Consider the following 1995-nt stretch of genomic DNA (forward strand, 5'->3'; position numbering starts at 1 on the left):
AAATAAGTCTGCCTCCCCGGTCGAGGATGAGCGGCAGCTCCCACTCGACAGCACCTAACCTGGCCTTCTTGCCTCTCCCCAGTCGGACAGACTTTCAGTCTGTCCGTCCGGAGCCGTGATCGATTCCAGGCCGCAGCCTGGAATCATTCCCCCTTGTACAATTCCCGAGATTTCCGGGGCCGTGGTATCATCGAAGATGAAACCATATAACCTACTAGGCAAATTCGCGCTGCGAATTCACCTGTAGGCCAAGGGAGGGCTTCGCCCCCCTTTGGAAACCCCCGCAGGGGAGGCCGACACATGCGAGCAGTATCCGTCCGAGTGAACACAAAGACCGCAAAAGGCGCAGCCGGTGAAGGCGCGCACGCGCACCGCACCGGGCGGATTCCGGATTACGTCGACCAGTCCCGGATGCATCAAAATTCTGAGCCGGTCCCCTTTACGTCGCCCGGTGACTTGTCGGATTTGTGTCTGTCCCGCCGCCAGTCGCGTTACGACCGCGAGGCGGCGGAAGCGCCAGCCCGACAACCAGGGCAGACCGGGGCGAAATATAAGCCCCGCAAGATGGCTCAGAACGCGGCGGTGTCGGTCGCCGGGATCATTACGTTCGGCACAGAGGCAAAAGCCGAGATCGAGGCCCTGGAACCCGCCGAGCAAGACAGGCGGTTTAAGGAAGCAGCCGATAAAATTGCCGACGACCTGAATACAAGCCTAGAGGGTTTGGTTATTCATAGGGACGAATCTTCGGTACACGCTCACTTCCAGTTAGCGGCTTATGACAAAAACGGGGAGCCGCTTTCGCAAACTTTGGACATTACACGCTGTTCAAAATTGCAGGACGTGGGCGCCGAAGCGTATGCCGATTTGGAAATCACGCGAGGCAAAAAGAAGGCCCAGCGGATCGCGGAAGGCGAGGATTTCAGCAAGACCGTTCACCGCTCCGTTCGCCAGCTTCACCAGGACCTGCCGGAAGAAATTGCAGCGGAGCAGCAGAAGCTGGGCAAAGCCCAGGAGCGCCGGGAGACCGCAGAGCGCAAAGCACAACAGGCCGAGCAGGCACGAGACGCGGCGGGTCGTGAAGCCGAGCAGTACCGGGGCGAGCTGAAGGAGCTGGAGCAGCAGAAGGGCACAACACAGGCCGACTTAGACGCCGCCCAGCAGAAGCTGGCCGACGCCGAAGCCGCCCGCCAGAAAGAACAGGCGGCTTACGACAAGCTCCGGAAACGGGCGGATAATGCCCAGAAGCGCGAGCAGAAGGCCGAGGAGCGACTGGCGCACCTGAAAGAGAAAGATTGGAGCTTTCCGAAGCCGCGCAAGGGGACAGCGCTTGTCGGTGATGCTCCCTACATCGGCAAGCCGGAAACCAGAGAAGTCCGCTTTTTCCGGGCCAGTGAGGTGAACGACTGGCGCGAGAAAACGCTGATGCAGGCCGATGAATCGGACAAGAATGCCCGGAAGGCCGATGAGCGAGCCAAGAAAGCCGATAAGATCGTTGATGAACTCAACCGCAACACCGCCACGATAAAGCGAGAAACGCCCCACAGCACCGCTTTGAAAGCCGCACAGGCGACCGTCCAGGAGCGGTACGGGGTCATCATCGAGCGCACACCTGGTTTGGTGCGAATCCCCCCGAATCAAGAGCCGGACCCATCCCACAAACAGAAGGCCGCGGCCCTTTATCGGGCCGCGAAAGAGCAGTTCCCAGAGGGAATGATCCGGTTCAATGTTCGGGACGAGGCCACAGCCCGGACAATCATCGACTACGCCGAAGCGGACGACATGCTTGGGCGCATCCAGTTCGCGGACGAAGCCCACGAAACCCTGCATGACCGCGCCCTGATCGAGTACAACGAGCGCCACACCAAGCCCCAGAAGCCGGAACCGGAGCCACAGCAGGAGCAGCCGGAGCACCGCCCCAGTTGGTGGGACGACGAACCCGACAACGACCAGGGCAACAGCCCTGGTCTCGGGTAGTGGCACTGGCGGCTCCTACGG

1 protein-coding gene is annotated in these 1995 nt (G+C 60.7%); it reads left to right on the forward strand.

Features of this window, described 5'->3' with window-relative positions; genetic code table 11:
* The first annotated feature begins 300 nt into the window (after positions 1-300).
* Positions 301-1974: a hypothetical protein gene (locus FY251_RS20535; protein ID WP_187367462.1), complete on the forward strand. Its 1674-nt coding sequence runs from the start codon at positions 301-303 to the stop codon at positions 1972-1974.
* Positions 1975-1995: the final 21 nt, after the last annotated feature.

Source organism: Haloferax sp. KTX1 (genome assembly GCF_902410085.1).
Taxonomy (GTDB): domain Archaea; phylum Halobacteriota; class Halobacteria; order Halobacteriales; family Haloferacaceae; genus Haloferax; species Haloferax massiliensis.

Excerpts from the sequence above, each read along its gene's own strand:
- FY251_RS20535 (WP_187367462.1), top strand. The coding sequence starts at position 301 with ATGCGAGCAGTATCCGTCCGAGTGAACACAAAGACCGCAAAAGGCGCA.